The 26,668-nt window shown below is 34.3% G+C and carries 27 protein-coding genes; 14 read left to right on the top strand and 13 right to left on the bottom strand.

Annotation, left to right across the window (positions count from 1 at the left end):
- Window positions 1–44: 44 nt before the first annotated feature.
- From Q8L85_05205 to Q8L85_05180, 6 genes are all read right to left on the bottom strand, one after another.
- Window positions 45–1,085: a glycosyltransferase gene (locus Q8L85_05205; protein MDP1724083.1), complete on the bottom strand. Its 1,041-nt coding sequence runs from the start codon at window positions 1,083–1,085 to the stop codon at window positions 45–47.
- A 930-nt stretch (window positions 1,086–2,015) separates the two neighbouring features.
- Window positions 2,016–3,083: a patatin-like phospholipase family protein gene (locus Q8L85_05200; protein ID MDP1724082.1), complete on the bottom strand. Its 1,068-nt coding sequence runs from the start codon at window positions 3,081–3,083 to the stop codon at window positions 2,016–2,018.
- Window positions 3,084–3,743: 660 nt separating this feature from the next.
- Window positions 3,744–4,397: a pentapeptide repeat-containing protein gene (locus tag Q8L85_05195; protein ID MDP1724081.1), complete on the bottom strand. Its 654-nt coding sequence runs from the start codon at window positions 4,395–4,397 to the stop codon at window positions 3,744–3,746.
- Between the two features lie 236 nt (window positions 4,398–4,633).
- Window positions 4,634–5,329: an N-acetylmuramoyl-L-alanine amidase gene (locus Q8L85_05190; GenBank protein ID MDP1724080.1), complete on the bottom strand. Its 696-nt coding sequence runs from the start codon at window positions 5,327–5,329 to the stop codon at window positions 4,634–4,636.
- 143 nt (window positions 5,330–5,472) lie between these two features.
- A complete protein-coding gene (locus Q8L85_05185) occupies window positions 5,473–6,330 on the bottom strand; it encodes an EamA family transporter (GenBank protein MDP1724079.1) in 858 nt (285 codons plus the stop codon).
- Entirely contained in the window at window positions 6,327–8,162 is a 1,836-nt protein-coding gene (locus Q8L85_05180) for an ATP-binding cassette domain-containing protein (protein ID MDP1724078.1), read from the bottom strand. Before Q8L85_05180 ends, Q8L85_05185 begins: the two co-directional genes overlap by 4 nt.
- A gap of 75 nt (window positions 8,163–8,237) precedes the next feature.
- On the opposite strand from Q8L85_05180, the gene Q8L85_05175 reads away from it, so the two are divergent.
- Window positions 8,238–9,851, top strand: a complete 1,614-nt coding sequence (locus tag Q8L85_05175; protein MDP1724077.1) for an O-antigen ligase family protein — start codon at window positions 8,238–8,240, stop codon at window positions 9,849–9,851.
- 22 nt (window positions 9,852–9,873) lie between these two features.
- Here Q8L85_05175 and Q8L85_05170 read toward each other — a convergent pair whose 3' ends face one another.
- The 4 genes from Q8L85_05170 to rapZ all read right to left on the bottom strand — a co-directional run bounded on the left by Q8L85_05170 (window position 9,874) and on the right by rapZ (window position 11,967).
- Complete coding sequence (locus Q8L85_05170) at window positions 9,874–10,332, bottom strand: hypothetical protein (GenBank protein MDP1724076.1); 459 nt, start codon at window positions 10,330–10,332, stop codon at window positions 9,874–9,876.
- Between the two features lie 75 nt (window positions 10,333–10,407).
- On the bottom strand, window positions 10,408–10,677 hold the full coding sequence (locus Q8L85_05165; GenBank protein MDP1724075.1) for an HPr family phosphocarrier protein: 270 nt from the start codon (window positions 10,675–10,677) through the stop codon (window positions 10,408–10,410).
- Window positions 10,678–11,073 carry a PTS sugar transporter subunit IIA gene (locus Q8L85_05160; GenBank protein MDP1724074.1) on the bottom strand — a complete coding sequence of 132 codons (396 nt, stop codon included), beginning with the start codon at window positions 11,071–11,073 and terminating at the stop codon, window positions 10,678–10,680. It lies immediately after the preceding gene.
- The gene (gene rapZ, locus Q8L85_05155) at window positions 11,074–11,967 is read right to left on the bottom strand and encodes an RNase adapter RapZ (protein ID MDP1724073.1); all 894 of its coding nucleotides are present in this window, start codon (window positions 11,965–11,967) and stop codon (window positions 11,074–11,076) included.
- Window positions 11,968–12,165: 198 nt separating this feature from the next.
- Between rapZ and def the strand changes: the two genes are divergently transcribed.
- The 9 genes from def (at window position 12,166) to Q8L85_05110 (ending at window position 20,306) form a co-directional block, all read left to right on the top strand.
- Window positions 12,166–12,693, top strand: coding sequence for a peptide deformylase (gene def / locus Q8L85_05150; protein MDP1724072.1), 528 nt, complete (start codon window positions 12,166–12,168; stop codon window positions 12,691–12,693).
- A gap of 17 nt (window positions 12,694–12,710) precedes the next feature.
- Window positions 12,711–13,652, top strand: coding sequence for a methionyl-tRNA formyltransferase (gene fmt / locus Q8L85_05145; protein MDP1724071.1), 942 nt, complete (start codon window positions 12,711–12,713; stop codon window positions 13,650–13,652).
- Window positions 13,634–14,416, top strand: a complete 783-nt coding sequence (truA, locus tag Q8L85_05140) for a tRNA pseudouridine(38-40) synthase TruA (GenBank protein ID MDP1724070.1) — start codon at window positions 13,634–13,636, stop codon at window positions 14,414–14,416. Before fmt ends, truA begins: the two co-directional genes overlap by 19 nt.
- 82 nt (window positions 14,417–14,498) lie before the next feature.
- A complete protein-coding gene (locus Q8L85_05135; protein ID MDP1724069.1) occupies window positions 14,499–15,992 on the top strand; it encodes a hypothetical protein in 1,494 nt (497 codons plus the stop codon).
- Window positions 15,993–16,006: 14 nt separating this feature from the next.
- Window positions 16,007–16,792: an inositol monophosphatase family protein gene (locus Q8L85_05130; protein ID MDP1724068.1), complete on the top strand. Its 786-nt coding sequence runs from the start codon at window positions 16,007–16,009 to the stop codon at window positions 16,790–16,792.
- 54 nt (window positions 16,793–16,846) lie between these two features.
- Window positions 16,847–17,539 (top strand): Smr/MutS family protein, encoded by a 693-nt coding sequence (locus Q8L85_05125; protein ID MDP1724067.1) that lies wholly within the window; start codon window positions 16,847–16,849, stop codon window positions 17,537–17,539.
- A gap of 181 nt (window positions 17,540–17,720) precedes the next feature.
- Window positions 17,721–18,863, top strand: a complete 1,143-nt coding sequence (locus Q8L85_05120) for a hypothetical protein (protein ID MDP1724066.1) — start codon at window positions 17,721–17,723, stop codon at window positions 18,861–18,863.
- A 161-nt stretch (window positions 18,864–19,024) separates the two neighbouring features.
- Complete coding sequence (locus Q8L85_05115; GenBank protein ID MDP1724065.1) at window positions 19,025–19,507, top strand: flavin reductase family protein; 483 nt, start codon at window positions 19,025–19,027, stop codon at window positions 19,505–19,507.
- A gap of 55 nt (window positions 19,508–19,562) precedes the next feature.
- Window positions 19,563–20,306 (top strand): methyltransferase domain-containing protein, encoded by a 744-nt coding sequence (locus tag Q8L85_05110; protein ID MDP1724064.1) that lies wholly within the window; start codon window positions 19,563–19,565, stop codon window positions 20,304–20,306.
- A 111-nt stretch (window positions 20,307–20,417) separates the two neighbouring features.
- On the opposite strand, the gene Q8L85_05105 is transcribed toward Q8L85_05110, so the two are convergent.
- The 3 genes from Q8L85_05105 to Q8L85_05095 all read right to left on the bottom strand — a co-directional run bounded on the left by Q8L85_05105 (window position 20,418) and on the right by Q8L85_05095 (window position 22,924).
- Complete coding sequence (locus tag Q8L85_05105; GenBank protein ID MDP1724063.1) at window positions 20,418–21,206, bottom strand: penicillin-binding transpeptidase domain-containing protein; 789 nt, start codon at window positions 21,204–21,206, stop codon at window positions 20,418–20,420.
- Between the two features lie 75 nt (window positions 21,207–21,281).
- Complete coding sequence (locus tag Q8L85_05100) at window positions 21,282–21,719, bottom strand: GNAT family N-acetyltransferase (GenBank protein ID MDP1724062.1); 438 nt, start codon at window positions 21,717–21,719, stop codon at window positions 21,282–21,284.
- An 8-nt stretch (window positions 21,720–21,727) separates the two neighbouring features.
- Window positions 21,728–22,924: a multidrug effflux MFS transporter gene (locus Q8L85_05095; GenBank protein MDP1724061.1), complete on the bottom strand. Its 1,197-nt coding sequence runs from the start codon at window positions 22,922–22,924 to the stop codon at window positions 21,728–21,730.
- Window positions 22,925–23,439: 515 nt separating this feature from the next.
- On the opposite strand from Q8L85_05095, the gene Q8L85_05090 reads away from it, so the two are divergent.
- The 4 genes from Q8L85_05090 (at window position 23,440) to Q8L85_05075 (ending at window position 26,515) form a co-directional block, all read left to right on the top strand.
- A complete protein-coding gene (locus Q8L85_05090) occupies window positions 23,440–24,600 on the top strand; it encodes an MFS transporter (GenBank protein ID MDP1724060.1) in 1,161 nt (386 codons plus the stop codon).
- 99 nt (window positions 24,601–24,699) lie between these two features.
- On the top strand, window positions 24,700–25,266 hold the full coding sequence (locus tag Q8L85_05085; protein MDP1724059.1) for a DUF2975 domain-containing protein: 567 nt from the start codon (window positions 24,700–24,702) through the stop codon (window positions 25,264–25,266).
- Window positions 25,267–25,277: 11 nt separating this feature from the next.
- A complete protein-coding gene (locus Q8L85_05080; protein ID MDP1724058.1) occupies window positions 25,278–25,496 on the top strand; it encodes a helix-turn-helix transcriptional regulator in 219 nt (72 codons plus the stop codon).
- The gene (locus Q8L85_05075; GenBank protein ID MDP1724057.1) at window positions 25,493–26,515 is read left to right on the top strand and encodes an alpha/beta hydrolase; all 1,023 of its coding nucleotides are present in this window, start codon (window positions 25,493–25,495) and stop codon (window positions 26,513–26,515) included. The genes Q8L85_05080 and Q8L85_05075 overlap by 4 nt, the downstream gene beginning before the upstream one ends.
- Window positions 26,516–26,668 lie beyond the last annotated feature (153 nt).

Below are 26,668 nucleotides of genomic sequence, written 5' to 3'. Positions count from 1 at the left end.
CGTTAATATAATATTAGACCATTTCAATGGTTTATTGTCAAGATTTACGAAGTCTTTTGAACAACTTTTTGAAAGAATTCAGTGTATTGCGATAAAACTGCTTTTTGAGAATGGTGTTTTGTGTAAGTTTCTTTGCCCTGAATTACTAAATTAGCGGCGAGTTCTGAAGAATTCAGCACTTTTTGAATTGCCTTTGCAAGTGAATCTGCATCATTTATGGGAACTAAAAGACCGTTTTCGCCATCATTTACAAGACCTGCAGGGCCTTTACTTGCTGCAGCAATAAGTGGTCGTTCGTGCATCCACGCTTCAAGGACAACTGTTCCATGTGGCTCGTAACGGGATGGAAATACAACCATATCGGATGTTGCAATTAAATCAGGAATATCTTGACGCCAACCTAAAAAGCGAACTCGATTTTGCAATCCTAAAGAATTCATGAGTGATTCAAGTTCTTGACGTAGAGGACCTTCGCCCGCAATCCATAGGTAGGCATCTTTTACTTGAGTCATGGCGTGTAACAGCACATCAATGGCTTTTGCGTCATGGAGGCGCGCTAAAGTGACAAGAAGAGGCACATCGTCAGGCGTATCAAGATCTTGACGATTAATGGGGGTGCCGGGTATCTGAACAGCAAAATTAGGCAAATAATGTACTTTTTCTTTTGGCCATCCATTTTGAATAATATAATCGTAAATATCGTGCGTTAGCGCTATGAGATAATCAGCCTTTTTATAATATTTTAAATTATAATAACCACCCAATCGTGCTAATTGAACAAAATTATCATTTTTACTGCGAGGGCATTTTACAGTCGCACGATTCATAAAAGTTAAAACAATCTGAGGATCAATTTTTTTTATTTGCTCTTTAAAAATTCGTTTTGTTTGAAAATCAAACAGACCACCAAAAGGTGCCGCTGTATAAGGTAAGTTTTTTTCTTTAAATTGTTCAATACGCGCATCAAAAAGACGTAAAATAGCATGTGTTTGAATACCAGATTCATGTAATGCAATCATTAACCTAGTATAAAACGTTTCAGCACCACCATGAGCGCCGCCAGCGAGTGCCCCTAAAATTCGCATTTTTGATCCCAATTATTACTGTGTATGTTTGTAATCTTATAACGAATTATATTTATATTTTCAAGCTAAACATAAAATGTGAGAAATTTCCGTCATTTCTATGGCGTCACTTTTAGAGTTTATTGATATTTCACATTACTTCAGACGCAGCAATATTCCCTAGCTCTCTGCTTCCATATCATTACCTATAAGTGACACCAAATGCATTCTAAGATATTTTATAAGACAAAATATTAAAAATAATTTCATTATATAGTTAACTTTTCTTAATTGAAAAATATTGATGATATATTTGAATATAAAATTTATTTTGTTATTTTTTTTATTGTACAATCTGATAGAATTATAGGTATAAACATGTAGGAGGAAATTATAAAAAAACAGCTATTCTACTTTCTCTTTTCACATTCATATCACTCAATGCTTTTGCAGATAGATGTTCGGATATATGGCAATCTGTAACGAGTGGAGGACTTGCTACAACGGCTTATATATATGAAAAACTTATAAAAAAAGGCGAGAAACCATACAAAGATACACTTCATAAAGGAGTAAACAAAAGTACTTTTATAAGTATCTGTAATAAAAATCTCGCTAAAGGATATGCGGATTAAAAACTGCTAAATTTGTGTAAGTGAAGGGAAAAATTCTCATTTAAATGTGAGCGTTAATCGTTTCTCATATAAAAAGCCTCAATCTGCCAGACAAAAAACAAAACCAGGGCTATCCTATTGAATTAAATGATATGATTTTAATTCAATAGGAAATGTACACGACACGCAAAAGGTGGCAAAGTGTCAATTATAGTATTTTCCATTTTGGTTAATAGAGCGTCATTCATTTCTCACGCAGGAAGAAACTACACTTCGCTCCTCATTCCTTGTTTGCTTCTCAAGTCTATCGACAATAAAAGCAAACACATTATAATTATCACATAAATTCTTCGTAAATGTTGCCTGACGATTCTTTGCCAATTTTATCAAAATTCTTTTTGATCCATGTATCAGTGACATTACGACCAACTTCTTTAAGATGCGTTAAGAAATCCCATTCAGCATTTAGTTTACTTGAGAAACCAAGTTGTTGGAATTCGTCTTCAGCAGCAATATCATGCATAAATAAACGTTTTAAGGAACCATCGGTAATTTTGCCATCATCGATTAATTTGGTGATAAAGGCAATTGCGCGCATTTCACGAATCATAGACGCATTACTGGTGATTTCATTCAACCTATCGAGAATATCACGTGCATGTGTTGGTAAAGTTGGACGTGTAATAGGATTGATACGCACAAGAATAATATCTGATGTTGGGCAATTATCGATTAATGGAAATAAAACAGGATTACCGATAAAACCGCCATCCCAATAAAATTCACCATCAACGTCAACAGCGCGGTGTAAGAAAGGCAAGCAAGCTGACGCTAAAACACATTCAGATTTTAAATCTTCATTCCCAAAAACTTTTACTTTACCCGTATAGACATGGGTTGCTGCTAAAAAGACTTTAGGAAAGATTGTCTTGTTTAAGAGTGGAAAATCAAAAAGCTCTTTAACGACATCACGTAAAGGGTTTGTATCGAAAGGATTGAACTCATAAGGCGAAAACATCCGTGTCATATATTCGAAAGCAACAAAAAAAGGTGATTGATTCATCGTCCATTTGCCTTGAAAACGATCAATAGGACCTGGTTTTAAAGGGCTATGACGTGAAGATTCACTAATTTTTTCCCAAAAATGATTAAGTGAATCACGAGCACCTTGGTTGCCACCTTTAACAAGCCCTTGGGCCGCAGCAACAGCATTCATGCCACCAGCGCTCGTTCCACTTAGGCCTTCAATTTCAAAGCGTCCATCTTCAAATAAACGATCCAAAACACCCCAGGTAAAAGCGCCATGAGCACCGCCACCTTGAAGAGCAAGAGCAACTTTCTTTTTATCATTTTTCTTAGGCGCAGAAACATTATTATTTTGAGTTGGTGTTTGATTTTTAACCATTGTGCTCTCCCTTTTTGTGAGGCCTTCAAAAGGGCCTTTTTAATAACCCAATTATGGGTAAATGCGTCATTAGGTTCGTGCTTTAGATTCATGTATTTAAATACATGTTATTTAATTTTCTTTCTAGGCTTTCTCACATGTTTATATCGTGCGTGAGCAAGGATCTAGAGAGATATGCCAATAATATCAATTTAATAAAGCATATAAAATTGAAATCTGAATTATTTTAACCGAGCTAAAAAATATTAAAAAGGCAGGAAGCAAGACCTAAGCCTATTTGATAAATTTAATATTTAAACTGGTTAAATTTCGTTTCTAAGGAAATTTCAAAAGGATTGCATTTTAACGATTTAAGATTCCGCGCATTACACATAAAACTTGGCTATAGTCGATAGACTTGAGAAGTAGACAAGGAACACGAGCGAAGTGTATCCCTATATACATGAGCAAGGCATGACGATGTATCCTTCCAATGTCTATCGACTATAAATAAAAAAGCGTTCGAAAAACGAACGCCTTAAACCAGAAAAAAATATTTAGTAATAAATTTATTTATAGTGAAATGACTTGAAATTTAAACAAGAAATGACGCGCGATGTATAGTCTCTTCCTACATGAGAAAGGTTTGACGATGTATCAATTTTAAGTCATTTCACTATATTACTGTTTTTGTCTGTGTATTGCGTGCACTAATCTTACATGTACTGGTACATGAAGACGCTTTTTAGAAGGATCAAATAATGTGTTATGAGGTTGATGAATTTGATGTTGCCTTGTACCTTTGAAAATAGCGCCCCTAAAATTCGCGCCATGTTGTTTTGTGCGGCGCATATTGACACCTGTAAAATCAGCATCTCTGAAATCACCATGATTGAGATTGGCTTTACGTATTTTAGCGTTTTTGAAATGGGCATCACGTGCGTCTACTTTACGAAGATTAGCTTTATCAAGTAATGCACCTTTGAAAATAGCACCTGATACATTAGCATCATGTAAATATGCACCACGCAAATCAGCATTTGTTAAATCTGCACCTGATAAATTAGCAAAATCAAGATGAGCATGTCTTAAATCGGCACCCCTAAGATTCGCATATTGTAATTGCGCTCCAGACATTTTAGCACGTCTTGCATAAAGTTTATTGAGCTTACGTCCACGTAAATCAGCACGTTTTAAATCACAGGTTTGATAACTTGTCGCACATTTTTTAGTCATGAGCACCTTATCAAGTGCATAACGCTCATATGAAAATGAATTTGTTGAAAAGCTCGCGCAAAAGAGACCCGTTAAAAGGGTTATATAAAGCTTTTTCATGGTATTTCCCCACTTCTTTTGGCAATTTGCCTCATTATTACCTCCTCATTTATCCGGGAGGTCACTAAGTATAATAGACTTCTTTCGAAACTCTACTGTTGTGGTCAATTAATGCGTCATTTTGGTACTCAGATCCTCATGTATATAAGGATACATTGTGGTCTTCCGTGCCAAACTTCCTATTACTTGCCTCACACCAGCGAGTTTCGAAAGAAGTCTAATCTTTATGTAAAAGTCTAGCGAAAGTTTTGTTGAATTAAAAGACCCAATCGACAATAAGTTTTAAGATCTAATGCACCTGTGATATTTTCTTGATAAAAATGACGCTGAAAAGCTTTTATAACATTTTCTAAAGATTGAGATTCATCAACTTCATATCCGATTTGTTGAAGCCAAACAATCGCTTGTTGCTTATCCATAATTAAATCATTAACATCCTGTTCTTCAAACCACATCCCAAAACCATGTTGCGCTAAAAATTGCCAATCAAAAAATTCACCAGGATCAATTTTACGATCAGGCGCAATATCCGAATGTCCCCAAATTTGTTTTTTATTAATCTTGTGTTTTACACAAAGAAATTTAATCAATTTCAGCAATGACGCCATTAATATTTTAGGATAAGGCGCTGAAGATATATGTCCTGGATGGTCTAATTCAATACCGATCGAGATATTATTGACATCTTCACATCCTTGCCATGATGAAATACCTGCATGCCAAGCGCGGTGTTTATCCTCAATAAGTTGATATATTTGACCATTTTGTTCAATTAAATAATGAGCACTTACTTTTGCTTCGGGATCACACAAACGATCAATAGCCCCCTGAACAGGGGCCATTTCGGTATAATGGAGAATTATCAAAGAAATTTGAGCGTTTTTTGGTCTTTCATTAAAATTGGGTGATGGATATTTAATAATTGAACTCATATTAGTTCCTAAAAATTTAATTGCTAACTATCCAGATTATGAGGCAAAGTTTAGAAAAGTCGAGAACCGGCACGGAATGTACTAAAGTACATGAGTACTGGAAGGCGCAGACTTGACGACAAATTTGCCCATAAGATGAATAGTTATGATTTTTGTTTCGGTTTATAAAACACAAGAACTGACACACCTGCAACAATTACAACAGCGCCTATAATTTTCAACCATGTCATTGATTCATTGTAAAATAAAACACCAAAAAGGGCGCCAAAAAAAGGACTCAGCATGTTAAACGGTGCTACTTGACTCACTGGATATTTCGATAATAATCGATACCACATGCCGTAAGCCACAATCGTTGACATCACAACGGTATACATTAAACAAAAATAAGTTGTTAAATCCGCTTCCAGCAACCCTTCCATTTGTCCATCTTCGGTTACAAAGCTCATAATTAATAATTCTGGCATCGTGAAAAGGGCAAACCAAGCATTCAGTGTAAAGCCACTAATATCTTTAAGACCGCGTGATTGAAGGTTAGCAATCGCCCAAAAAAAAGCTGCAGCAACCACAATTAAGAATGGTCCTAATCTTGAAAAAATTTGTGGTTCACCCACCAATACAAGGAAGCCAATAAAAGAAATACAAATACCTACAATTTGATGTGCATATAATTTTTCTTTTAGCACAATACTTGCTAGCAATACACTAAAAGGTACGCCCGCTTGGACAGCAATGGTGGAGGTTGAAGCATCCAAGCCTTTTAAACCAACCATAATCAATCCAAAATGCAAAATACCCAAAGTAAAGGATAAATAAAAAATTTTTTTAAAAGCACCATAGGGGATTTTCGCAAAAGGCAAAAGTAAAACAGCCACTACACCAAAACGAATAGCCGACATAAAAAAAGGTGGCCAATAATTAAGCATGTATTTTGCCGCAACAAAATTACCGGCCCAAAGTCCAATTACACAAATTGCCGATATTATATCAAGGGGTTTCACTTTTTATGAAGCTCTTCTTCTAAAATTAATAAATGGAGCAATCTTTCTTCAGCGTCATGTGCTTGTTTTTGTGCTTTTTCTAATTGTGCGCTTGTTTCAGCAAATAGGGTTGGATTGCTGCTATAAAGATACGGATCTTGAAGTTTTTTCTCAAGTGTTTTTATTGAAATATTTAATTGGTCGATTTTACCAGGTAATTCTTTAAGATCTCGTTGATCATTATAACTTAATTTAACTTTTGGGCTTTGCGTCACATTTTCTTTTTTTTCAGTTGATTTTTGCTTTGACGCTTTTTCCTTTGATATATTTAATTTTTCAGCATCAGTTTTCTTTTGTAAATAATCGCTATATCCACCTACAAAAATAGATATTTTACCTTTACCTTCAAAAGCTAATAAATAGGTCGTTGTTTGATCTAAGAAGTCACGATCATGACTGACAATAATAATAGTTCCTTCATAATTAGCGATCATCTCTTCCAAAAGATCGAGCGTTTCCATATCCAAATCATTAGTGGGCTCATCTAGAATAATGATATTACTGGGTTGCGTAAAAAGTTTGGCTAAAAGAAGTCTGTTTTTTTCACCACCCGAAAGGGTTTTAACATAATGATGGGCTTGTTTTTCATCAAATAAAAAATCTTTTAAGTACCCGACCACATGTTTTGGCTTACCACTAATGGAAACATAATCACCACCTGTAGGACACAATGTTTCCCATAAGGTAAGATTCTCATTCAATTGATTTCGCTTTTGATCGAAATAAAGAGGTTCAATACCAACACCCCATTTTATTTTACCTTGATCAGGGGTGAGCTCACCCAATAATAATTTTAAGAAGCTTGTTTTACCAATACCATTAGGCCCTACAATACCAATGCGATCTTTACGTTGAATCTCTAAATCAAAATTCTGTACAATACATAAATCATCAAAACTTTTATGTAATTTAATAATATCACAAACAGCTTTGCCACCTAATTTACCTTCACTTGCTTCTAATTTAACACCCACTTTTTTATGTAAATGCTCTCGTCTTTCTGTGCGCATATTATTGAGTTTGCGCAATCTACCTTGATCGCGTTTGCGTCGCGCGCTTAATCCTTCGCGCAACCATAAAAGCTCAGACTTAATTTTTTGATCCATTTTATGAAGCGTTTGTTCTTCAATACGATAGATATCATCCATCCATTCATCAAAAAATTGATAGCCACGTGATTGCGTACGTAATTGCCCACGATCAAGCCAAAATGTTTTATTCGTGATTTTTTTAAGGAATGATCGATCATGACTTATAACAAGCATCGCCCCTTTGAAATTTATTAAATAATTTTCAAGCCATAAAATGGCATCAATATCAAGATGATTGGTTGGTTCATCAAGCAATAAGATATTGGGTTCTGATATCAGCGCTTTTGCAAGCGCCACGCGTCGCGATTCACCCCCTGATAATTCTGATAATTTTTGATCCGGCCGCATTTTAAAGACATCCATCATCATTTGAACGCGGTAATCATCCTTTGCGCTAAAATGCGGATCATTGGTTTCGTGCGCATCTAAGCCTTCTGCAACAAAGTCAGCAACATTTGCGTTATGATCAAAAAAAGGAACTTGTGGTACATAAGCTAAATGTGTATTGAGTGAAATTTGCCTTTCACCTTTATCAAGTTCTTGTAATCCCGCTAAAATATTCAGCAAAGTCGTCTTACCTTCGCCATTGCGTCCCACAAGACAAGCCCTGTCACCCTCATCTAAAAACAACGAGATCATATTAAAAATTGGACGTGTGCCAAAAGTAAGTGAGGCGTCTTTAAGTCCAAGAATAGGTGCCATTTAACGAAATTCCTTAAAAAATTTTGCGCTTTGCTGTGTCTTTAGGTATTATACCCTGATTATAGAGGGTGAAATATGTACAGAATAGTAACAAATATACCAAATTATATCATCTGTCTTTTTCCTCTTTTTCTTCTTTTAGGGGCAGGCATCACAGATGTCATGCTGAGCATTGTTTCAGTAGCATTTTTAATACGCTCAGCATATAAAAAAGATTTTAGATGGATTCATGAAAAATGGGTGCAAATCGCTTTATTTTTCTGGATTTACATTATGGCCATCAGTTTTATAGCCATCGATTTTAATGATGCCTTTAAACATGGCGTTGGTTTTATCCGCTTTATTTTTTTCGGCATTGCGCTGGAACATACACTTTCAGAGAAACCTGATTTACAAAAATATCTTTTGATTGTTTTGAGCATTGTTTTAACATTTGCAATGATCGATACGTATTATCAATATTTCTTTGATGTTGATCTTTTTGGGTATCAAAAACATGTTACGAACAGGCTTACAGGTCCTATTCGCCATCTACGAATCGGCGGATATCTTCATTATTTACTTTATCCAGCATTACTTGTGTCGCTCTATTTTTTATGGAAAAAAAAATCTATTTTTTATACGATATTAGGCATTTTTTTAATGTTTTTTACAATAATGCCCATCATTTTATCTGGAGAACGTGTACAAATTCCACTTTTATATATCGGCTTTATAAGCGCAGGCCTTTTATGGAAAAATAAAAGAAAGTATCTGGCAATGACAAGCATCCTTGTCATTTCATCAAGCATTTTTATTGCATCTTTTAATCATGTCACAAAAGATAGAATCTTTACTGAAACAGCCATACAACTAAATGCAATTATTTTATATTTATTTCCTAACAAACAAAATGAACCTATTGCAGAACCAATTTTAACACCACCCGTACAAAAACCTATTGCAGAACCCAATATAACGCCACCTGTTCAAAAATCTGTTGCAGAACCTATTTTAACACCACCCGTACAACAACCTGTTACAGAACCCAATATAACACCGCCTGTTCAAAAACCTATTGCAGAACCTACCTTAACACCGCCTGTGCAAAAACCTGTTCCAGAACCTATTTTAACACCACCCGTACAACAACCTGTTGCAGAACCTATTTTAACGCCACCCGTACAACAACCTATTGCAGAACCCAATATAACGCCACCTGCGCAGAATCAACTAGCAATAGAAAACCCTGAACAAATAAACATTTCTTCCCAAGAGCACTATATTCAAATTTGGACACGAAGTTTTAAAATTTTTCTAGAAAATCCACTTTTAGGTGTTGGTATACGTAATTTTCAAAAAAAATGCGTTGAAGCAAAATATGGACCAACAGATAATATAGAAAGAAGATGTGGTCTTCATTCACACAATTTTTATGTTGAGCTTTTAGTTGAAACCGGCATTATTGGCGTTTTTATTATTTTGATTTTATTGGCGACATGGATATATAAAATGATTAAATTATATCCTCTTTGGCAAAATCTACCGATTCAAATAGGTCTTGTAACTTGTTTTATTATTTCATTTTTTCCATTTTTACCAACACGTAGCTTTTTCAATAATTGGCGCATGGCGCTTTTATGGTTCATTATTGGGTGGTTGTTAGCGTCTTTAAAATCATTGAAATCACAAGATAAAATAGATAAGTAGGTGGCCGAAGCCACCTTTTCAATTAATTTGAGGCACCGATATAAGGAAGGGCAGGCTTAATATGACTTCCCAAGTTACTAAAAATAGACGAGCTAAACAGCGTTTCTACTTTTTCATTATCTTCGCTATCTGAATTATCATGACCAATAACTTTTGATGATGTTGTTACCTTACCATCTGGCCCCTTTTTTGTCGTCATACGAAGCGTATGTAAGCTAGGTTTTGCTGCTGCTACTTTTGCATCATGTTTAGCAGCATCTGAACCAGGCGCTAAAAGCTTCTTAGCTTCTTCATTATGTGGATGATTTACATGAGAATGTTTAAAGTCTATTGGCTTGAAATGAATAATTTCTTTACCATCTGGGCCTTTTCCTAGATTACGTGCTTCTATACGCACATCATGCGTCGTTTCAGTTGCTTCATTTGCATATGCAAAAGATGAAAATGTCACTGCGATTGTTAATAAGAGTAGCTTCTTCATATTTTCCTCCAAAGAAAATTATTATGTTGTTACACTAAACATACGTTTTTTAATTTTTATTTTCAATAAGAAATTTTATTGCACTTCGCCAAATTTATCATCAATTAATTTAATGATTGCATGAACCGCTTCTTTTGATTCAATGCCTTCAGCATGAATTTTTACTTCGGCACCATTTGACGCAGCAAGGGTTAAAAGCCCCATAATCGAAACTGCTGAAACTTTAGTATCATTCCGCTCTATTTCAATATTTGCTTTAAACTGATTTGCAACTTCAACAAGCTTAGCTGCAGCCCGCGCATGAAGGCCTTTTTGATTGCGAATGATTGTTTTCCCCGTAAACATTTACTTTAACAATGTTGATGCAAGATGAATATATTTCTTACCCGCTTCTTGCGCATGATGTACAGCATCTTTTAAACTATAATCAACCCGCAAAGACATTAATTTAACAAGCATTGGTAAATTCATACCGGCCAATACTTCGACTTGATCCTTATGCATTGTTGTCAGCGCAATATTTGAAGGCGTCCCACCGAACATATCTGTTAAAATAATGACGCCTTTTCCTTGATCTACTTGTGTAATTTTATGCTGAAGCTCTAATCTTTTTTGCTCCATATCGTCTTGAGGATGGATGCATAAAATACCAATATTTTTTTGAGGCCCCACAACATGTTCTAAAACAGATAAAAATTCACGCGCCAAATTGCCATGCGTTACAAAAATAAGACCAATCATTTATAAATGCTCCACAGCAACATCACGATGGTGAATGACAATTTGCCACCCAAAACTTTTAAGCCAAAAACCTAGTTCTTCAGTCACAAAAACAGAACGGTGCCTACCGCCCGTGCAACCAATGGCAAAAGTTAAATAACTTTTACCCTCTTGTTGAAAGCGATTCAGCAAAGGCTCTAAAAACTTTTGAAGATTACCCAAAAAACTTTCATAATCCTTATCTTCACGAATAAAATGTGCAATTTTAGGATTACGCCCATCAAGCGGCCTTAATTCAAGATCATAATAAGGATTACTTAAAAAACGGGCATCAATGACAAGATCAGCTTCGCGCGGTATACCACGACGATAGGAAAAGGAAATAACTGATATCATCATGTCTTTATCACTTAATCGATAATGACCTTCCAAAACACGTTTTAAATCTTTAACTGCCAGAAAAGTTGTATCAATAACAATATCAGCTTGGTTCTTCAAAGATTCCAAAGAGACACGTTCAATCTGAATGCCTTCGCGAATAGGTTTTTCAATAGCGAGTGGGTGTCGTCTACGGTTTGTTTTAAATCGTTCAATCAAACGATCATCATCGCATTCTAAAAATAACAATGAAGGTGATAAATCTGCGCGTTTTTTTAAAAATTGAACCTCTTCTAAAATATTGAGTGCTGAAAAATCTCTGTTTCGTGTGTCAACACCAATTGCCATCGGTTTAACAATGAAGGATGGATCATCAACTAATGTTTTAAAAAGATTGAAAGGTAGATTGTCAACCGTTTCGTATCCTAAATCTTCCAGAAGTTTTAAGGTTGATGACATGCCAGCACCCGACATACCCGAAACGAGCAATAACGGAAAACGAGAAAATGTATTTGTGTTAGGTATGGTGGGTTGCATTGATTTGTCTTTGTTTTTTCAGCTCCTTTACTTATACCAACCCCTAAACAACTATTCAAGCCACTCAATATAATCATACAAAATTTTCATCTTTTGAAAAAAGATAAAGAAAATAAGGAAAAAAAGTAAAATAATAGATTTTTCTATTGAAATTTGAGTTGACTTTGCTCATCTTAAAGATGAAAGAAGGAAAATCTCATGAGCCATTTAAATATTGTATTATTCCCAGATCCTATTTTGAAAATGAAGGCTGCGCCTGTCAAAATTATTGACAAGGAAATTAAAGAATTAATGGCCGAAATGACAAAGATGCTTTATAAAAAACCCGCTGGTGGGTATGCGGCACCTCAATTTGGTATTTTAAAACGTATTATTGTTGTCGACGATTCTTATGGTAAAGACCCTACGCGTCAATTTCGTATGGTCAATCCCGAAATTATTTGGGCGTCCGAAGAAGAGGTTTCCATGGCAGAGGGCTGCATGTCTATTCCTTGGGGACGCGTTGAAGTGATGCGTCCAGAAAAAGTAAAAATTCGTTACCTTAACGAAAATGGCAAAATGTGTGAAACAGACATTGAAGAAGATTATATGGGCAGATGTTTACAGCATGAAATTGATCATTTAGATGGTATACTTTCCCTTGATCACGCCACAAAAATAAGACGCGAAATGTTTATCAAAAAAATCAATCGCAGACGTGAGCTTGGCAAATCTTTCGATGATTAATTGTAAGGAATAAAGTATTGCGCATCGCCTTTATGGGAACGCCTGATTTCGCTCTCCCTGCTTTAAAAGCATTGATTGAATCAAATCATGAAATTGTAGCTGTATATTCCCAACCGCCCAAACCCCAAGGACGTGGATATCAAATTCAAAAATCACCTATTCAAATTTTTGCTGAAAGTCAAAATATTCCTGTTTATACACCGAAATCGCTTAGATCCCCCGAAGAACAAGAATTTTTTAAAAATCTTTCTCTTGATTTAAGTGTCGTTGCAGCCTATGGCCTTATATTACCTAAAGCTATTTTAGAGGCACCTTTGAAAGGTTGTCTCAACATTCACGGCTCATTGTTACCACGCTGGCGAGGGGCTGCGCCCATTCAGCGCGCCATTGAAGCAGGTGACATAGAAACGGGTATCACCATCATGCAAATGGACGAAGGGCTTGATACGGGCGCTATGCTGCTGAAAAAATCAACTCCTATTGATCATAAAAATGCGCAAGAATTACATGATGAATTGGCGCAAATGGGGGCTGATTTACTTATGAAAACACTAAGTAAATTTGATCAATTGACGCCCACTATTCAGCCTGAAGAAGGCGTGACCTATGCCCATAAATTAAAAAAAGAGCAAGGTGAAATCAAGTGGGATCAACCTGCAGCAATGCTCGAAGCACGCATTCGTGCTTTTACCCCTTGGCCTGGATGTTATTTTGAGCATCAGGGCGAAATGATTAAAACTCTTAAAGCACGTTTTGTTTCATGTGAGCATAATCAATTACCTGGATTTGTGTTAGATAATCAATTAACGATTGCTTGTACACAAGATGCCCTTCAAATTTTAGAACTTCAACGGCCTGGTAAAAAACCTTTAAAAGCAGAGGAATTTTTACGTGGTATTAATATTGAAAAAGGCACTCTTTTACATGGTAATTTAACTTTATGTTCAGACAAGAAATAACGATGTATCAACATGAAGTTAAATCACTATATCGCTATAAATTAATTATTGAATATGACGGTACATCATTTGCGGGCTGGCAAGCACAAAAAAATGGCTTAGCCATTCAAACTGCCATTGAAAATGCTTTACATCTGGCTTGCCAAGAAAAAATTCGTATTCATGGAGCTGGACGAACCGATGCCGGTGTACATGCTTTTGGACAAGTAGCGCATTGCGATTTATCTAAAGAATGGGATCCGCATCGGCTCGCCATGGCCATTAATTTTTATATTAGAGAACGTCCTATTCGTATTATTAAAACAATAAAAATGGATCCTGATTTTCATGCACGATTTTCAGCAAAATCAAGATGTTATTTATATCGCATTTTAAATCGAGCAGCGCCGCCAGGTCTTGATATCAATAAAGTGTGGCATGTGCCCCAAAAGTTAAATATTGAATTAATGCAAGAAGCAGCAAATCTTTTAGTAGGCATTCATGATTTTTCTACTTTTCGTGCCAAAGGATGTCAAGCAAGATCACCCGTCAGACAATTAATTTCTCTTGCAATTGAAAAACAAGGTGACGAGATCCACTTTAAATTTCACGCCCCTTCCTTTTTATACCATCAAGTCCGCAATTTTGTGGGCACCTTATCTATGGTTGGACAAGAAAAATGGTCTGTCCAAGATTTTAAAACTGCTTTTGATGCTAAATCCCGTGAAAAAGGCGGACCTACTGCGCCCCCTGAAGGTCTTTATTTTACAAAAGTCCATTATTAATTATAAGCTTTCTTAATTTTATTGTAATTTTAAATAAATTTTAGTATAACTAATTATTATATTTATTAATCATGTGGAAATTATGAAAAAATTACTACTTATATTTTGTTTAACTACTTGTAATCTATTGGCAAATTATGAAAAAGAAGATAAAAATATAAGTGATTATTTGCACGCTTGTATTGAGGTATGCACAATTACTGGTCAAAATGAAGCTCTTATTAATAATTTATTGGAAGTTATGAAACATGATTTTCGCTGGTTTAAAAAACTTGACGCCAATGGATCTTTGAAAAAAGAAGTTGTTCTGGATATCATTTTAGAAGATATATCAACATTCCTTTGTTTGTATAAAAACAATAAAATAGAGGTTGCTCAAAAAAATGAAATTTATCGAATTATAACAACTTTATTAACAAGTATCAAAAATTATAAATTTAAGCAAGAAAATATGAAGCATAAATTTTTGTTTCAATTATCATTGATAGATTTATATTTAATAAAATTATCTGAATTATTAGATCCTTCTAAAAAAACTTCTTGTTTTAAAAAAATTAAAATACAACTTGAATTATGCTTCAATCAACTTAATTGTTTCCCTGATTTTAAAATAAAAAAACAGATGGTTGATAGTTTTTATGTTCGATTAAATAATATTAAAACATATTGTTTGTCTATTTCTAATTTTAATCTGCAAAAAATTAAATTTTTAGATTACTATGAAGTAGAATTAAGAAAAATACTTAGTGATTTATTGAATATACAATATGAAAAAACACTAAAATCTATTGAAGGTCTCGGTCAAAAAATTTATGTAACAAAAAATCAAAACAATATTGCTGATCTTATCGACATATATTGTGATCTTTCTTTTCAGTTGGATGCTTTGCCAGATGAAATTATAGATGTTGAAAAAAAATCAAGAACAGAAGATATAAGATTATTCTTTAATTCAAATCCATTATATGTTGCTTTAATAAATCTACATCATACAAAAATTTTATTAAATAAATTGAGCGCATTGTCTGAAAACGAGAATGATAATTTTATTACAACTAATATACTCGATAATTTTAGGAAATGCGAATTACAAATTAATAAATTGCAAAACAATGATAGTTTGATTTTTTTATTAGATCGCTTTTCAAATCAACTCAATATGCTTATTTTAGAATTACAGAAAAAAGAATTTAGTTTAATAGCATCTTTTACAGAAAAAATTAACCATTTTATTGAATTTATTAAACATGTATCTGAAAAAAATCATTTTTTACCAATTTTACATTACTCAAAATTAAATCAATTTCTTTTGAATGAATTATTGTTAAAAGATAGTGATACGGCACTTTATTTTTTGAATGAAAGTTTACAATTAAGTGATCGTATAAAGGAACCTTCTATTCAAGGCCTTGCTTATGAACAGGCTGCTTTCTTTTTTATAAACCATCAGAATATCCATGAAGCATTGGGATATTTATTATCAGCCATTAACTTTTACGGTTTATCTAACAACAAAGAAAAGGCAAATGCTTGTATGATATTGTTCAATGAAATAAGATCAAGATATGCAAAATAAATATAATAAAAAAAATGAAAAACTTTAATATACAAACATATTTTCAAGAATTATGCGATTTAGCCCTTGAAGCTTCCACAAAAGTCATGTCCTATTACGGCGATCCATATGGCACAACGCGTAAAAAAGATGGATCTTTCGTAACCTTGGCTGATCGTGCGAGCGAAGATATTATTTTAAAAAAACTAAAAGAGCTAACGCCCAATATTGAAATTATTTCAGAAGAAACTTTTGCAGATAATCCAATCACTCAATTACAAAATGGTGATTTTTGGTGTGTGGATCCGATCGATGGTACAGATGGCTTCGTCAATCAAAATGGTATGTTTTGTATTAATATTGCGCTTATCTTAAATTATATACCCATATTTGGCCTTATCGCCCATCCACCTACTGAAAAAATTTGGATAGGTACAGATAAAGTTGCATGGATGATTGAGAAAAATCTATCACCTCAAAAATTATACAGCACTAATCCCATGAAATCACCCCTTAAAGCTGTAACAAGCACACATTACACACCTAGACTTCAACATTTTATTGAAGAAAATCAATTCCAACATGCTCAAAAATTAGGTAGTGCCCTGAAGTTCTGTGCATTAGCAGAAGGTCAATATGATATTTATCCTAGATTATCAGCAGTCTGCGAATGGGATATTGCAGCAGGAGATGCTATTTTAAAAGGCGCAGGCGGTTGTATTTTAGATATGCAAGGAAATCCTGTTACCTATGGTAATGATGGGTTTAAAACAAAACCTTTTATTGCTTATAGCAAATCACCTATCGAACATTCTGTTTAATAGCAAAAATTTCATTTTTATGCCATCATACTTATGATTAATAATGGATTAGGTATGACGGATTCCAAGAAAACAGATTTAGAAAAAAAAGATTCTGCTTTAAACAAAGAAGATTTATCTCTTTGGCAAGAGGCCATGCGCGATACAAAACGTCAAGTCGAAAAATCGTCTACAAAATCAAAAAAAATATCACCCGAAGAACAAAAAACTAAAGGCCAAAAAACAAAAGAAATGTCACAAGAAGACAAAGAATTATGGACTCAATATACACAATCCTTACAACCTTTAGACGTCGTTTTAGCACCAGCGTCGTCTGGTGATGAAGAGAATCTTCCGAAAGAAATTATTGAAAAATCATCTATATCTTCTAAAAAACAAATTCGTGCCCTTAATATCGATCTGCCCGTTGATATTGATAAAAGAACTTTCGAACGCCTTAAAAAAGGACGCCTTCCTCTTGAAGATAGTTTTGATTTTCATGGTATTGGTTTTCATGACGCACATTATAGACTTATAAAACTTATCGAGGGATGGCAAGAAAACGGCAAAAGATGTGTCCTAATTATAACGGGTAAAGGATCAAGAACACCTAAAGATCAAAAAACAATCCGTGATGCTTTTCCAGATTGGCTAAATGACCCTTTATTACGCAGCAAAATCCTTGCATACACAAAAGCGCAGCCTAAACATGGTGGAAGCGGTGCTTTTTATTTACTTTTACGACGTAAAAAAGAAAACCCTGCTTAATAATAAGGATATTTAAAATATTGCCACAAATTTCTCCCAATTTGAAAACATGTAATTTTAAAATAGAAAAATCCATTCAATAATCAGTGAGACATATTTTTTTGATGTTTTTTTACATCATTTTCAAAATGCTTAAAGCTGTTACACTTTATATTAATTAAAAAATATAGGGAGTAACATAATGTATATACTAACAAAATATCTAAAATTTTGCGTTTTTTTCAACTTATCATTGTTGTGTAATTTTTCATACATACCAAAAGCTGTAAGTCATAATTTTCAAGATCTCAATTTAGATCCTGTTCAATCCAAAGAATTTGCTAATTTTCTTTTTAAATCAGCGCGTGCTGCAGATCAAATAGCAATAAAAGATCTTTATTTTAATAACCATCTTGAAGAAGCGAAAGCTGTTTTATTAAAAGCTGCGAGTTTTTATAAAGATGCAGCAGAACTCGATCCAAACCATCCTTATGCCCATACTTTTGCAATTGCGCATGATTATTTAGATGGGTCAAATAATCCTGTTGAAGGAGATAAAGATGCGCAAATGGCAGTCAGCGGTCTTTATGCAGATGGCGTGGAGGTTGATGTACCAGATGATACTCAAATACAAGCTTTTTGGGTGTTAAAAGCCTCTCAAAACCCTGGGAAGAGCATGCCTTCTATTGAAACACCAAATACAAATCGTACTTGGATAACGTTTATCGAAAATAAACTTGTTTCAATGTTTGGTTCCGTGGCTGCTGGTGCTGTAGGTGGTTTTACTATTGGGCAAACAATTTCACAGCAAGTAGGTGAATCCTATTGGACATATGTCGGTATTGGTGTAGGTGCCGGTGTTGGATTCGTTGCGTGGGTTTGCAGTCTTAATTTTTACAATATTTATCATTGGTGGACGACACATCGTAAGGCAAAAAATGCATTAAAACATATCGATGATACAATATTTGATGTGGAAGATGACGATGGTCCTACAATGACAAATTTTGATGGCGAAGATTTAGAAATGCAAAATATTCCTAAAAAATCTATACATAGATCTGATGTTGGTGGTGATGAAATCGAGCAGAATGAAGCTGCTGAAAAGAAACAGGAATGTGTTATTCCAATATCATTATCAAAATCAGCGCGCAGAAATCAACAAAAGAAGATAAGAAATGCGCGCAAAAAATTTGTTGAGTTCTTTAAAAAGCATGGCGGCGATCACGATGTTGTTGCGGCCTATCTTACAAAAACTGCGCCAAAACGGATTCAGCATAAAAATAATTTTTTAGAACACATTCGTTCCAAAATGCAATCATTTGATATCGTGGAGGACTATTAAGATAAGTTGACTTTTTCGTGCTTAATATCTTATTTCTTGTTTTGCATTAATACGTTTCAAAAAAGGGTAAACGCGTTTTGCCCTTTTTATTAAAATTCTTTTTCTTTTGACGAAATGCGCTTAAATCCTTATGATCATGCTTAACATAATTAGGATATAGTATGATAAAAGAAGCGCTTTTTAAAAAAGTAATGGGTAAATTTACAACCGGCATTGCCATCGTTACTACATTAGATGCTCATCAAAAACCTTTTGGTCTCACGATTAATGCATTTTCGTCTTTATCATTGGACCCACCCATGGTTCTTTTTTGTCTTGCCAAAAAAACACGTTTTTATTCCCATTTAGGGAATCAATCTCATTTTACAATTAATATATTAGCTGATACCCAAACAGATCTTTCTATACATTTTGCAAAACCCTTTTTTGGAGATCAATGGGATAATATAGATTTTGAATTTGGTAAAAATAATTGTCCTCAATTAAAAAATGCTTTAGGCATCATTGAATGTGAAAAAGGAGCAATTTATAATGGGGGTGATCACGATATTATTTTAGGTAAAGTGCAAGATCTAAAACTAACCGATGCCCAGCCTTTGCTTTATTTTTCAGGTAAATATTGTGCTTTAAAAAATGAAGCTTAATATAACTTTTATATTTATCTAGATGTATTGAATTAAAATTGCGCTATAATGAATCATGTTTCATGATATACGCACATTAATAAACTTTTATGACGCTGACTTGGGACAAAGTGCAGCGAAGATTATATTTAAAAAAATTAAAGAAATTTGGCCAAATTTACACCATCAAAAAATTTTGGGCATTGGCTATCCCATTCCTTTTTTAGAAGATTTAATACCCATCGCCGATCGTTTTATGATGGCAATGCCTGCAGCGCAGGGTATTGTTCAATGGCCTAAAAAAGATGTACTCAATTCAGCTTTTTTAACCTATGAGGAAGAACTTCCCCTTCCAGATTGTTGTGTTGATTATATTCTTGTTATGCACACACTTGAAAATACAGAATCAACAAGTCTTTTTTTGCGTGAATGTTGGCGCGTTTTAGCAGATCACGGTAAAATTTTACTTCTTTTGCCAAACCGTAAAGGGATGTGGTCTCAATTATCCAAAACACCTTTTGGTCATGGTCGGCCTTTCACAACACGACAAATCCGAAATCTGCTTGAAAAATCATCCTTTTCGTTTTTAAAACGTGAACGTATGCTTTATTTTCCACCTATTAATAAAAAATTCATATTACGTTATGCTAATACATGGGAAAAAACAGGAAGATTATTGTATAGAAGCTTTTCAGGAGCTTTATTAATTGAAGCGCAGAAAAATTTATTCCAAGAATGTAAAATAAAAATAGGGTATAAGGTTGCATTCAAGCCTCAAACTGTTATGGCGCGTCAGTTTAAAAGAAAAAATCATGATTAAATATAGTTAGGATAACTCGAAAACACTATAATCCCCCTACTTCCCGCGGGAAGTAGGAAGAAGGAGCTAGATGATCTTCAACTTGTAGTATTTTATAATTAGTTCACTATTCTATAACGGCAACATCAAACCTATCAAATTATCTTTGGCAATTTCTTTTGCAACACGTCCGCCGCTTATCAAAGAATCATCAGATTGTTCGATATATTGAGTAAAAGATATAATTCGATTTCCTTTTTCAATCCAACCAACGAACCAACCTTGCTTTTTTGAACCACCTGTTTTGCCATAAAGTTTCCAATCATCCCCAACATTTTCCAATTCAATAATATTTTTCGTATGTTCTTGTGCTTGCTTTGATAAAGGCAAATTGAGAGTGCTTAATTTTTCAATAAAATCAACCTGTTCTAAAGGAGATATCTCTAAAGAACTCTGGATCCATGACGTAAGCAATCCATCTTTTTTTTGTGAATCACCTGAGACATCTTTATTCCCATAATTAAATTCATTCACATAATGCTGGAATTTTTTCATACCAAGTTTTTGAGAAACATAATGAGAATACCAAACAACAGAATATTTTATCCAGGAAGCAGGTGTTTGAGCTCTACCCCAAAAAATCATGCCTGGATATTTTTCTGGCATATACCAGGGCTCAATATTTTTCTTTATTTCTGATGTAAATTCTACCAATGGTGCTTGTGGATTAGTTAATATACCTGCATCAAAACCCATCAGGGCTAAAGGTGTTTTAAAAGTAGAAAACGGGGAATGACGTTCATCGCATTTACCCTCTTGTTTAACAATTTTGCCATTTTCTTTAGCGACAAAAGCATTATTTGAAGCTTGTGTAGAGAATGAAAAAAGAACAGCAGATAATGCAAAAAATATTTTACGCAATATGATAAACTCCTGATAAAAATTTTATACTATTTAAAAAATAGATTAAGGCGACAAATAAGTCAATGTATCTGACTATAAATACTTTCCTAAATCAATTACATCTTGCGCAATCGATTGTTCACCAAAAGGCATTTCAACATAACCCAATTGACGATAAAAATGCTCAGCTGATAAAGCCGCATGCATTTTAAGAGCATTTCTTCCCTGATCAAGACACCATTTTTCAATGAACCGCATCATGATTTTCCCAAAACCCTTATGCTGAAAATTTGAATCTATTGCTAAACATTTCAAAGCGACCTCGTTCTCATTCAGGACTTGGACATGCGCCATAGCAACAATATCGGACCCACTATAAAGCACAAAATGATGGTGACTTAGATCAGTAAAACAGGGACGTTCGCGATTGTAAACGAGATTCCTTGGCTTAAAAATTTGTTTTTCATTGATACGATGATAATGTACCCATTCATGATCATGTGTTGCTTTTACAAATCTAATCTCTACCATATAACACCCTATTCATTGGAAAACTTCACTATTTTACTATTATTAATAACAAAAAGCAGCATAACGATTGTAACAAGGATAAAAACAACTAAAATTATTCCAATATTACGAAATGATCCTTGATAAAAATAACCAGCGCATTGTAGACCAAGGGCAGCAAGAATAAGACGTGACCCTTGAATAATGGCTGATACCCTCCCCTTTGCCTGCGGCATAAAATTAATGCACAAAGGGTAGAGTATCGTAGTTGGAATAATCTGACCGATGCAAAAAGGTAAGAAAGCAAGAGTAATTAGCAAAGGATCACGACTATCTAAGGCTGAGACAAAAACAATCATAATTAAGGCAATAATCATCATAAGAGGTGAAAAATAGAGCATTTTCTTCTGGTCATATTTATTGATAACGAAGCCAAAAAAGATGCTGCCAAGTCCAAATATTAACGCTAATGCGCCTTGATAATAGCCGAAATGTGAAAGACTCACGCCTAAATCTTTCATGTACAATATTGGTGACATGCCCACAAAAATCCAATAAGGAACAAACGAAAATATAAAACATATGATTAAAAGCCTTAAAGGTTTTGATTTAAATATTGGGATATATCCTCGCCAAGAAATGCTTTCTTTAGGTCCGGTTGATTTAGTAACTGGAATAAAAAATAGGGTCATCATAAATATTACGAGTCCTAACAATAAAAGCGCTATAAAATTACCCTGCCAATGAAAATACAAGGTGATATAAGACCCAATAACAGGTGCAAACCCTACAGAGACATTCATAAATCCATTCAACATCGCCGTAAAATATTGTTGTTTTTTAACAGGATAGCTATCCGCAATAATTAAAAAACTAAGGATCGCAGGCGCTGCAACGCCCACACCTTGAAGAAAACGCCCAAAAAGAAGCAATTGAAAAGATATGGCCCATAAACAAAGGATACTACCCACGATAAAAGTCGCAAGACCCAGCAATATAATTGGCTTACGGCCATATCGATCAGCCATCCCCCCTACAAAAAATAGACTGATACAAAAGCCAATAAAATTAACCGATAATAAGGCTTCAACCCAGAATGGTGAGAGATTAAACTGACCTTGCAATTCAGGAAAACTTGGTACAAAAAGATCAAATTCCATCCCGGCTAAAATATCCATAAGGATGACTGTTATAAGCAGCATAAATTTGGGTGGATTTTGGGTCATTATTTTAAATATCCTTAAATCCTGACGACTTTAAGCAATTGAACATTGTTACTATTTCACTTTCTGATATAGAAGGAATTCTTGTTGAATTTCGTTGCAATGCCTTTCTGTGACTATATTTTTCAACATACACTTTAAGGTGTCGTGCTTCATTTTTGAAGATGGGCACTACCCAAAGTTTTTACTTTTTCATTTTTTTTAACATCTTTACAAAAATCATCAATACGGCAAAAAAGTTCTGTGATATCTTGGTACACTGGCAAACCCTCTTTGTATTTGGTTTTATTTAGAGTTACTTGCCTGATTTTTATAAAAAAATCAACCTAATCCCAGGCTCAGGTTACTTACACCTCTTTTCAAAAGTGCATAAATCTGGCAACGTTCTTCATAGGTCAAATAATAGTGGGTTTTTACCATAAGATATTCTCCTTTTGGCTAGAGTCATCTTACCATCAATTGGCTTATGAAACTAAATCCAGATTGTGTGCTTCACTGTTGAATGTGCGACCTCTATTATGAAAATTATAACGTTTATTATTTTATCAATTATTGCGTATTTTATCTCAACAGATATCTATACCCCCAGTATGCCTATAATTGCGCGTGAATTTAATGTACATCGGGACATTGTTCAGCACAGTCTAACTTATTTTTTGGCGGGCGCCATCCTTTCCTGTTTATTTTCAGGCATAATCGCCGATCATTATGGTAAACGTAGAATCCTTTTAATGGGGCTTTTGATTGCAATTATGGGCAGCATACTTGCAGCCTTTTGCACTTCTATTAACCAATTGCTTTTTGCACGCATTCTTCAAGGGATGGGTGGTGCTACAGTAAGTGTTATAGGTCTTGCAATGATTCATGATTACACACCTGAACATAAAGCTACAAAAGTTTTCGGCATATTGGGTATTTATTTTGCCATCATTCCCGCTTTAGCACCTGCTTTTGGAGGATATATCACTAATTATTTTGGATGGCGATATAATTTTCATATTCTCGTTGCGCTTTATATATGTTCGTTTATAGGCATTTTAAAAATTGTCCCGAAAGATATGCCTGACACACACAAAAAGCAAAATCTTTTTCGTTTCAAAGACTATTATTGCATGTTAACCACGCGATCATTTATGTTTATACTTCTCATATCTCCACTTTTTGTTTCAGGTGAGTGGTTTATGATTTCGTATCTACCTTTTTATATTCAAGAAAAATTCCAATATTCACCAGAATTATACGGATTATTTTTAACGTCGCTTATGCCTTGGTATGCGTGTGGTAGTTATCTTGCCGGAAAATATGGACAAAAAATTGGATTGAATAACCTTATTTATCTAGCTATTACATTAGGAATTTTAGCCTCTGTTGTTTTGTTTATAATTGCATTAACTAATATTGATTCAATAATACCCATTTACATAAGTCTTTTTATATATTTTCTGGGATTTGGTCTTTTATTTCCTGCAACAACTACAAAAGTTTTTGCCTATTTTCCAGATCTTAAAGCAACTTCAAGTTCATTACGCTCAATTGTCGTCACATCTTTTTCTCTTCTTGGCACAGTTTTCGCCGATATTGCAGATGAAAATCAACTTATTCATTTTGCCTTTTATTTTTGTGCGTTTTCTACGTTAGCGCTCTTTCTCTTCAGATTCAGAGGCGAAACGAGCGTATAAATAAATTCATTTTTTATTGATAAACGATAAAAACTTATTGACATACAAAATTTGATTGATAAGATGTAAATCACATCAACGTTATTATATGAGATCGCAATGAAACAAATTCAAAAAGTAAGTTCTTATCTATTGTTCATCTTCAATGTATTGATAATAGCTTATCCACTATTCATTATCATTCAATGGATTTTTATTGATTCAGACATAATAAAAAATCTTTTAGCGCAAGGGTTATTGCATCATCCAGTCGAAACACCCGAGGGTTCGATTTATTTGAGTGCCGTTAATTGGACATTTACGTCAAAAATAATTGGTTTTGCTAGCCAAATTTTGTGTACATTGCCATTATTTTTAAGTTTTTTCGTTCTCAAAGCTATTTTTCGAAATTATCAAAAAGGTGAAGTCTTTAATACGATAAATGCTAATCATTATAAATATTTGGGCTGGCTCATGTTTTTTGATGCGCTTCTTGCAAAACCGCTCAGTGAAACGCTCATGATGCTTGGTGTTACATTTTCAAATCCTGCAGGTCATCGCTATATTACGCTTACTTTTGGAACACCTAATATAGAAGTTCTCTTTTCTGGCATTCTTGTGATTGTTATTTCTTGGGTAATGGTAGAAGCGAGCAAACTTCATAATGAACAACAATTCACAATATAATGGAGGATTTTATGGGTATTATTGTGAATCTTGATGTGATGTTGGCCAAAAGAAAAATGAAATTGCAAGATTTGGCTGAGTTAATTGGTATTACGATCCAAAATTTATCGATTTTAAAAACTGGCAAGGCGAAGGCCATTCGCTTTTCAACGCTTGAAAACATTTGTGAACATTTAAAATGTCAGCCTGGGGATATTTTAGAATTTAAAAATGATGGGAATCTATCATGAGAGTTTTATTATCTATTTTATTAAACGTTGTCTTTTCGTTGAAGTTGGTCAGTGCATCAGAATCTAATGAAATAACACCCTATAAATTTACCAATAGAGAAGACATACCTTCTTATAATATTCCGCCTTCTTCACGGTTTAAAACAAAACGTTTGGATGAAAATACAGCTGATATTATTTACTATTTAAGTAAACCATCCGTAAACAATTACCCTATTGCTATTATGTGTGGTGGATCTTCAACCAAAGATAATATCGAAAGTATTATCCATTTTCATCGCTATTTCTTAAAAGAATTTCTTGATTTAGGCGCAGGCGTTTTAACGCTAGAACAATGGGGTGTTGATGGCAATAAGATTAACGAAAAAGGATTCATGGATCATTACACACGATCACAACGTTTAAAAGATCATAAGACAGTAATTAATCATTTAAAAACGAATCCACCAAAAGGATGGAATGAAAAAATAATTTTCTTTGGGGTTTCAGAGGGCGGCCCAATAGTAACAAGTCTTACAGAAGATTATCCAGAAATTAGTATTGCGACGATGAATTGGTCAGGTGCGGGTGACTGGTCATGGCGCGAAGAGCTTTGGATATTCACACAACAATTACTTGTTGAAAATCCTGAATGTCTTCATCATATTAAATTAAGTGATTGTTGTATTTGCTCAGAAGATATTAAAGCACGAAAAAATTATGACACACGTATGAATATTATTATACGCAATCCAAATGTTGATCAAAATTTTTTAGGGATGAGCTATAAATATCATGCTGATGCTTTACTTTATCCTTTGCCAGATTACAAAAAGATACGCACACCATTTTTGGTTGTCGCTGGTGCACAAGATACGATTATTCAATCGAGTGATGCCTTTGTGCAAAAAGCAAAAAACGTTGGTGCAAATATAACCTATTTACGTGTTCCGGATATGGATCATTACGTTCGAAAAAGACCAGATATTATCCAAAAATCATTTAAGTGGTTAGAATCCTGCTTAAAAAACACAAAATGAATCAATCATTAAAGTCATAACGCCCCGGCAAAGCCGGGGGCTTGACGGTATTTAGCAGTCTTAAAGACTGCCGGGTTGATTTAAACGACTAGAATTCACCTGGTTCATCCGAACCTCGGTCGTCAAGCTGCTCTTGCTGTTTGATGTAAGACT

This window comes from Alphaproteobacteria bacterium, from assembly GCA_030680745.1.
In the GTDB taxonomy this organism is placed as follows: domain Bacteria; phylum Pseudomonadota; class Alphaproteobacteria; order JAUXUR01; family JAUXUR01; genus JAUXUR01.
Note: the sequence above shows the minus strand (reverse complement) of the source record. Positions and strands in the feature narration are given on the sequence as shown.